Below are 6,062 nucleotides of genomic sequence, written 5' to 3' on the forward strand. Positions count from 1 at the left end.
CGGCGGTCAAACTTGTTATAATCCTGCCGCGATCCATACCGATAAAAAAGCCCAAGCCATGAGCCAAACGCCCCTTCTCGACACCATTGATTCCCCGCAAGATTTACGCCGCCTGCGCGAAGAGCAACTGCCGCAGCTGGCCGACGAACTGCGCACTTTCCTGCTGGAGAGCGTAGGCCGCACCGGCGGCCATTTCGCCAGCAACCTCGGGGCCGTCGAACTGACCGTGGCGCTGCATTATGTGTACGACACCCCGCACGACCATCTGGTGTGGGATGTCGGCCACCAAAGCTATCCGCACAAAATCCTCACCGGCCGCAAACAGCGCATGCACACCATCCGCCAATGCGGCGGCCTGGCCGGCTTCCCCAAACGGGCCGAATCGGAATACGACGACTTCGGCGTCGGTCACTCTTCCACCTCCATCGGCGCCGCCTTGGGCATGGCCGTGGCCGACCGGCTTTCAGGTAGCCCGCGCCGCAGCGTGGCCGTCATCGGCGACGGCGCCATGACCGCCGGCCAGGCGTTTGAAGCGCTCAACAACGCCGGCGCCATGGACACCGACCTCTTGGTCATCCTCAACGACAACGAAATGTCGATCTCCCCCAACGTCGGTGCCCTGCCCAAATACCTCGCCTCCGAAGTGGTGCGCGATATGCGCGGCGCCCTGCGCAGCATCAAGCACAAATCGGAAAAAGTGCTCGACAAACTGCCCGGCGCGCTGGACATCGCCCAGCGCGTGGAAAACCGCATCCGCAGCATGGTGGACGAAGTGCAGGGAGGGCAAAACTCCCTGTTCAACAACTTCGGCCTCGATTACACCGGCCCGGTGGACGGACACGACGTGCGCAAGCTGGTGGCCGTCCTGCGCGAGATGAAACAGCGCAAAGGCCCGCAGCTGCTGCACGTGCTCACCCGCAAAGGCCAAGGCTACCCGCTGGCGGAAAACGACCCCGTCGGCTTTCATGCCGTCGGCAAATTCAACCCCGCCGAAGGCCCGTCCAAACCGGCAGCTCCCGCCAAACCCAGCTACACCCAGATTTTCGGCGACTGGCTGCACGACCAAGCCACTGCCGACCCGAAACTGGTGGCGATTACCCCCGCCATGCGCGAAGGCAGCGGCCTGGTGGCCTTCGAGCAGCAGTTTCCCGAACGCTATTTCGATGTCGGCATTGCCGAGCAGCACGCCGTTACCTTCGCCGCCGGCCTCGCCTGCGAAGGCGTCAAACCGGTGGTGGCGATTTACTCCACATTCCTGCAACGCGCCTACGACCAACTGATTCACGACGTGGCGTTGCAAAACCTGCCCGTGCTGTTCGCCATCGACCGCGCCGGAATCGTCGGCGCCGACGGCCCCACCCATGCCGGCGCCTACGATTTGAGCTACCTGCGCTGCATCCCCAATATGGTGGTGGCCGCCCCCAGCGACGAAAACGAATGCCGCCTGCTGCTCTCCACCTGCTACGCCCTCAAGCAGCCGGCCGCCGTGCGTTACCCGCGCGGCAGCGGCTGCGGTGCCGCCGTTACTTCAGGCTTGGACACCGTACCTTTAGGCAAAGGCATCGTCCGCCGCCGGGGCCACGGCACCGCCGTGCTCGCCTTCGGCAGCATGGTGCAACCCGCGCTGACCGCCGCAGAAACACTCAATCTCACCGTGGCCGATATGCGCTTTGTGAAGCCGATAGACGAAGCACTGATTATCGAACTGGCACAGCAGCACGAACGCCTGGTCTGCATCGAAGAAAACGCCGTACAGGGCGGCGCCGGCAGCGCGGTATTGGAAGTGCTGGCACAACACGGCCTCTGCCGCCCCACCCTACTACTCGGCATCCCCGATGTGGTAACCGAACACGGCGACCCCGCCGTCTTACTCGACGACATGGGCTTGAGCGCCGGCAAAATCGAACAGCGCATTGCCGCTTGGCTACCTGAACAGGCTTGATACCCAACGGCCGCAAACCGCCGCACCGGTTTGCGGCCCCTTCTTTTTCCCTCATCCCCGAATGCCACACTTTATTCTGCAAAAAACCGAAGCCAGCCAATTCGGCGACTACCTGAGCTTGGTGCAAAACCCCCGCATCATGGCCTTGATCAGCGGCCGGACATTGGGCGCAACGGAAGCCGAAACCCAATACGCCGCCATACAGGCCCGCAACCTGCTGCATCCGGCCTGCGGCTATTTCTACCTGCGCGACCGCAACGGCCAGCTGATGGGTTTGTGCAAATTGCAAATCAACCGCCCCAACGCATCCGAAGCAGAAATCGGCTACCTGCCGCACCCCGACTACTGGGGACGCGGCCTTGCTTCTGCCGTCTGCACCGAGCTGCTGGCTCGGGCACGCGAGCTGCGATTCATCCATCGCCTGCGCGCCCTCACCGACCCCGCCAACCACGCCTCGGCGCACATCCTGCGCAAACACGGCTTTGCCTTACAAGCCGAGCCGGTCAGCGAACACGGCTACCAACGTCAACTGTGGTTATTGCCGCTCCCACGCGCAGAACATCGGGCTACCTGAAAGCAGGCGGCATCCGCTCCAAACCGGTTCCTTCATTCGCCATACCGCCGCTTTGGGCCACCCATCAGGAGAGGACATGGACCATCACGATTTCACCCGACCTTACGCCGCCCCTAAGATACTGGAAGAAAACGATTGGCCCACCCAAGCTGACGACGGCTATCTGGGCGAAGCACGAGTCGTGCCGGCCGGCCGTGCAATTGCCTGGTTCCGCGCCGCTTGGCTCGTTTTCAAACGACAACCTGTCTTATGGATGGTTGCCGGCCTATTCTATCTTGTCGTCCATTTGTTTTTTGCCTTCATCCCCTATGTCGGCGGCATTTTGCAGATGGCCGCACACATCTTTTTGGTCGCCGGCTTTTCCTATGCGGCTGACCAAGTGAACAAACACGGTCGTTTTACCTTCGACGATATTTTGAACGGCTTTCAAAACCATGCCGGCCGGCTGGGCGCACTGGTGGGTTTATCACTCGCCTATATGCTGTTGATGGCTGTTGCGTCCGTCGTGATGGTCATGCTGTTTAACGCCCTCGGCGGCATGCATGAAGGCACCGACAAGCTTTATTCCGCCGTCTTCATGGCACTCACTTTTCTGCTGACCCTGCTCTATGCCGCCACTTTCTATTTGGCACCGGTGCTGATAATTTTGCAGAACAAAACCGTTAAACGTGCACTGGGCTTAAGCTGGCAGGCCTTTGCCCGCAATATCGGTGCCGCCGGCCTTTGCCTGATTCTGTTCACGCTGGCGGTAGCAGCTGCCGTCTTGACGTTTGGCCTCGGCTTTCTGGTGTTGATACCGATGATTCTGGTTCTGCCCTATACCACTTACCGCGACGTATTTTTCAAGAAACCGTAAGGCAGACAATCGCTCAGTATGCCGGGCAAACCAACAGGCTACCTGAATACGTTCAGGTAGCCTGAAACCTTTGCAAAACCCTCAGATGTGGATGCCGTTCAAGGCGTAGCAGCGCACAACGCAGAAATGCGCCGCAGATGGGGAAAAGGTTGCAAAGGTCTCAGCCGGTTGTCCGATGCTCTCTTCCCCGCTCAACCCTGCTGCGCCGACACCCAGCGGTTGAGATGATACACCGCCAAGCCGATCAGCAAGCCCCAAAAAGCGCTGCTGATGCCGAGCAGATTCATGCCCGAGGCACTGGCCAGCAGGGTGAGCAAAGAAGCCTCGCGGGTGGCTTCGTCCTGCCAGGCGGCCAACAGATTGGCCTGCAGGGTGCCGAATACGGCGATGCCGGCCAAGGCGGTGAGCAATTCGCCCGGCAAAGCGGCAAACAGCGACACCACCATGCCGCCGGCCGCCCCCGACAGCAGATAAAACCCCGCCAACAGCACGGTGGCCAGATAGCGACGCTGCGGATCTTTATCCACTTCGCCGCCCATGCAGAGGGCGGCGCTGATGGCGGCCAAATTCACCATAAACGTGCCCAGCGGCGCGGTCAACACGGTGGCTGCGGCGGCGCTGCTGATCAGCGGTTTGGCCGGCGTCTGATAACCGTAGGCACGCATCACCGCCATGCCCGGCACATTCTGCGGGGCCAAAGCCGCAATAAACAGCGGAATGCCGACGCCAATCAGATGGCCGGCATGCCATTGCGGGGCCACCCATTCCAAATGCGGCGGCGCGGCCCGAAACGCCTGCCAATCGAGCATGCCGCCCAAAGCGGCATACGCGAAACCGGCCAACAGCATCAACAGAATGCCGTAGCGCGGAAAACGGATTTTGGCGAGCAGATACACCGCCAGCATCAGGCCGACCAAGGCGGTTTGGCTCTGCATCGCCACAAACACGCGGCTGCCGAAATTGATCAAAATCCCCGCCAGCATCGCCGCCGCCAGCGTGGCGGGAATCTGCCGCACCAAGCGGTCGAAAAAGCCGGTGGCCGACACCAGCCACATCAGTCCGGCCGCAAACATAAACGCGCCCACCGCCTGCGGCAGCGACACGCCCTCCAAGCCCACCATCATCGCCGCGCCGGGCGTGCACCAAGCAATCATCACCGGCGCGCGGTGGCGCACGCTCAAGGCCCAGGTCAATACTCCGCACACCAAGCCGAGTATGGTGAACCACGAGGCAATCTGCGCATCGGTGGCGCCGAAAGACTGCGCCGCCTGATAAATGATGACGGCGCTGCTGCCGTAAGACACCAGCATGGCGGCCACGGCGGCGGAAAAATGGGCGGAGGTAAACGGCAGTTTCATCACATCGGCAAAACGGGAAAGCGGTAGGCTCAACACTAAAAACAAGGGCGAAAACAAACCGGCGATACAGCGGACAAGAAGAGAGTTTCAGGTAGCCTGACCGTCTGCCGACCAAGCGCCCTCTTCTGGCCACAACACCGGCTGGCATTCGATGTCCTGTAGATGGGACACGCCGATGCCCACCAAGCGGTAGTGCCGGTCGGGCGGCAGCTTGGCCGACAAGGCCGCGGCGGCGGCGGCCAATTCCGCCGCCCGTGCAAAAGGCGCGGAATAAGTGGCGGAGCGGGTGAGCACCTGAAAATCGGCGGTTTTCAGCTTGAGGGTGAGGCGGCGGGCGGCATAGCGTTTGCGCGCCAGCTGCCGCCACACTTCCTCGGCAATGCCCGGCAGCATCGGCAACAGGCCGGCCAGCGGCACATCCTGCGCCAGGGTGTGTTCCACCGACACCTGCTTATATTCGCGCTCGGGGCGCACCGGCCGCTCGTCGATGCCGCGCGCCAAATCGTACAGCCGGTGGCCGTAGCGGCCGAAATGCAGCACCAAGTGTTCGCGCGGCCATTGCGCCATGTCGGCGATGGTGCGGATGCCCAAGTCGGCCATTTTGGCAGCGGTGACTTTGCCCACGCCGGGAATTTTGGCCGGCGGCAGCGGGTGCAGGAAACGCAGCACCTGCTCGGGCGCCACCACGGTCTGCCCGTTCGGCTTGCGCCAGTCGGACGCGATTTTGGCAATCAGCTTGTTCGGCGCCACGCCCGCCGAGGCGGTGAGCCCGGTTTCCGCCCGAATCTCGGCGCGGATGGCTTGGGCGATGTCGCGGGCGTAGCGGTGGCCGCTCAAGGGGCGGCTGACATCCAAATAGGCTTCGTCCAGCGACAGGGGTTCGATGATGTCGGTGTGGCGGCGGAAAATAGCGTGAATCTGCGCCGACACCGCCCGATAACGCGCAAAATCAGGCGGCAGGCACACCAGCTGCGGGCAGCGCCGCCGCGCGGTAGCCAGGGCCATGGCGGAACGGACGCCGAATTTGCGCGCCTCGTAATTGGCCGCGCACACCACCGAACGCGCGCCCTCCCACGCCACCACCACCGGCCGGCTGCACAGCTCGGGGCGGCGCAACAGTTCGACGGAAGCGAAAAAAGCATCCATATCGATGTGGATGATTTTGCGCGGCGGAACGGCAGACATGACAGACGGCAATCGGGGAAACGGGGCCGTTATTGTAATCAATCCGAAGCGCCGGCGGCACAAAAGGCTACCTGAAAACGGCTGCAACGCCGTTTCAGGTAGCCTTTAGAGCTGTTTCGATTTAATTAATTACATACCCAGCCGATC

At 62.0% G+C, this 6,062-nt stretch carries 5 protein-coding genes; 3 read left to right on the plus strand and 2 right to left on the minus strand.

Features of this window, described 5'->3' with window-relative positions:
• The first annotated feature begins 58 nt into the window (after positions 1–58).
• The 3 genes from dxs to HMPREF9371_RS08835 all read left to right on the plus strand — a co-directional run bounded on the left by dxs (position 59) and on the right by HMPREF9371_RS08835 (position 3,372).
• Positions 59–1,942, plus strand: coding sequence for a 1-deoxy-D-xylulose-5-phosphate synthase (gene dxs, locus HMPREF9371_RS08825; protein ID WP_009119718.1), 1,884 nt, complete (start codon positions 59–61; stop codon positions 1,940–1,942).
• A 61-nt stretch (positions 1,943–2,003) separates the two neighbouring features.
• A complete protein-coding gene (locus HMPREF9371_RS08830; RefSeq protein ID WP_009119719.1) occupies positions 2,004–2,516 on the plus strand; it encodes a GNAT family N-acetyltransferase in 513 nt (170 codons plus the stop codon).
• Positions 2,517–2,592: 76 nt separating this feature from the next.
• Entirely contained in the window at positions 2,593–3,372 is a 780-nt protein-coding gene (locus HMPREF9371_RS08835) for a BPSS1780 family membrane protein (protein WP_009119720.1), read from the plus strand.
• 191 nt (positions 3,373–3,563) lie between these two features.
• Here HMPREF9371_RS08835 and HMPREF9371_RS08840 read toward each other — a convergent pair whose 3' ends face one another.
• Both HMPREF9371_RS08840 and dinB read right to left on the minus strand, forming a co-directional pair.
• A complete protein-coding gene (locus HMPREF9371_RS08840) occupies positions 3,564–4,766 on the minus strand; it encodes a benzoate/H(+) symporter BenE family transporter (RefSeq protein ID WP_232203140.1) in 1,203 nt (400 codons plus the stop codon).
• Between the two features lie 51 nt (positions 4,767–4,817).
• Positions 4,818–5,915 (minus strand): DNA polymerase IV, encoded by a 1,098-nt coding sequence (gene dinB / locus HMPREF9371_RS08845; RefSeq protein ID WP_040660424.1) that lies wholly within the window; start codon positions 5,913–5,915, stop codon positions 4,818–4,820.
• Between the last annotated feature and the right edge of the window lie 147 nt (positions 5,916–6,062).

It is taken from the genome of Neisseria shayeganii 871 (assembly GCF_000226875.1).
Taxonomy (GTDB): Bacteria; Pseudomonadota; Gammaproteobacteria; order Burkholderiales; family Neisseriaceae; genus Eikenella; species Eikenella shayeganii.

Bases quoted from the DNA above. Each gene is read 5' to 3' on its own strand.
- HMPREF9371_RS08835 (WP_009119720.1), top strand. From the start codon at position 2,593: ATGGACCATCACGATTTCACCCGACCTTACGCCGCCCCTAAGATACTG.
- HMPREF9371_RS08830 (WP_009119719.1), top strand. From the start codon at position 2,004: ATGCCACACTTTATTCTGCAAAAAACCGAAGCCAGCCAATTCGGCGAC.
- dinB (WP_040660424.1), bottom strand. From the start codon at position 5,915: ATGTCTGCCGTTCCGCCGCGCAAAATCATCCACATCGATATGGATGCT.
- dxs (WP_009119718.1), top strand. From the start codon at position 59: ATGAGCCAAACGCCCCTTCTCGACACCATTGATTCCCCGCAAGATTTA.